Raw genomic sequence first — 1,606 nt, 5'->3', positions numbered from 1 at the left:
TGACAAACGGAAATTCTGGCTCCTGCCCTTACCAAAAAACTTTATGAGCGCAAACCCTAATTATCAATTATCCATTATCAATTATCAATTAATGAAGATATGCCACCCAAAATAATTATAAAAAATCTAATTAAAATTTATGGAAAAAGACATCTTGCTGCTCTTAAGTTGTTTCGTGAAGGAAAAACAAGAGATTATATATTGCAATCTACGGGTAATGTATTAGGGTTGGCCGATATATCTCTTGAAATTAATCAAGGGGAAATATTTGTACTAATGGGATTATCCGGCTCAGGAAAATCTACCTTGGCTCGATGCATTAATCGTTTGATTCATCCCACTAGCGGACATATTTATATTGATGATGAAGATGTTGCTCATGTTGATGAGACACGAATGCGAGAAATACGACTGAATAAAGTTTCAATGGTATTTCAACGCTTTGGGTTGTTTCCTCACAAAACAGTAGTTGAAAATGTAGAGTATGGACTAAAGGTGCGGGGAGTTGAGCGAATTAATCGTCGCCAGAAAGCACTAGAAACATTAGAAGTTGTTGGTTTAGCTAAATGGGCAGATTATAAACCAACCTCTTTGAGTGGGGGAATGCAGCAAAGAGTGGGTTTAGCTCGTGCTTTAGCTACTGATGCAGAAATTTTATTAATGGATGAAGCTTTTAGTGCTCTCGATCCACTCACGAGAGGAGAGATGCAAGATGAATTATTACGACTCCAGAAAGAATTACACAAAACTATTGTGTTTATTAGTCATGATATTCAAGAGGCTTTGAAACTGGGCGATCATATTGCTGTAATGAAAGCAGGGGCAATTGTTCAATTGGGGACACCAGAAGAATTACTCACTCAACCAAAAGATGACTATATTACTGCTTTTATCCAAGAGGTAAATCCTGCCCAATTTATTACAGTAGGTTCTATTATTAATAAAACTGCTTCTCTGAGGATTGGCCAAGATTCTTTTGGCTCTGGGCTGAAAAAAATGTTAGACCATAATCTCCAGGTTATGTATGTGGTTGATAAGTACAATAAACCGGTTGGTTTGGTAAGAAAAGAGGTTCTGGAAACCAGTCTCAAGCAGGAAAACGAAGATATTATGGCGATGATAGAAACTGATTTTCCTATAATTGATGCTTCTGCTCCTCTAGAAAGTATTTTTCACCTTTATAAACAAGGATTTCCTGTAGCGGTAGTTGATGGAGAAAAAGAGTTTAAAGGTATGGTAGAAGCTTCTGATGTACTTACAAGTTTGGGGTAAAAAACTACTCAAGAAATATCAACTGTTCGTTAACAAATTTCTTGAAAGATGCTCAATAAAAAAAGAAGGTATTTGAAGCATTTTGTGCAGCAATAACAGTGTCTGTACTTTTTAGATATGTAGTGTTGATAACTCAAAAAAACATCTATTCTCACACAGATGTCAAAATACTATCCAAAATAAATTGAGGAATTAGGCAAAAACGCTATATCTAGTAAACAAAAACTGTAACGTCTTAGATATGTAGCGTTGATAACTCAAAAAAACATCTATTCTCACACAGATGTCAAAATACTATCCAAAATAAATTGAGGAATTAGGCAAAAACGCTATA

At 35.2% G+C, this 1,606-nt stretch carries 1 protein-coding gene; it reads left to right on the top strand.

What is annotated here, in order from left to right; genetic code table 11:
* Positions 1-99 precede the first annotated feature (99 nt).
* Positions 100-1,272: a quaternary amine ABC transporter ATP-binding protein gene (locus tag AC3DU7_RS18695; RefSeq protein ID WP_488040823.1), complete on the top strand. Its 1,173-nt coding sequence runs from the start codon at positions 100-102 to the stop codon at positions 1,270-1,272.
* Positions 1,273-1,606 lie beyond the last annotated feature (334 nt).

Source organism: Okeania sp., assembly GCF_983059655.1.
Note: the sequence above shows the minus strand (reverse complement) of the source record. Positions and strands in the feature narration are given on the sequence as shown.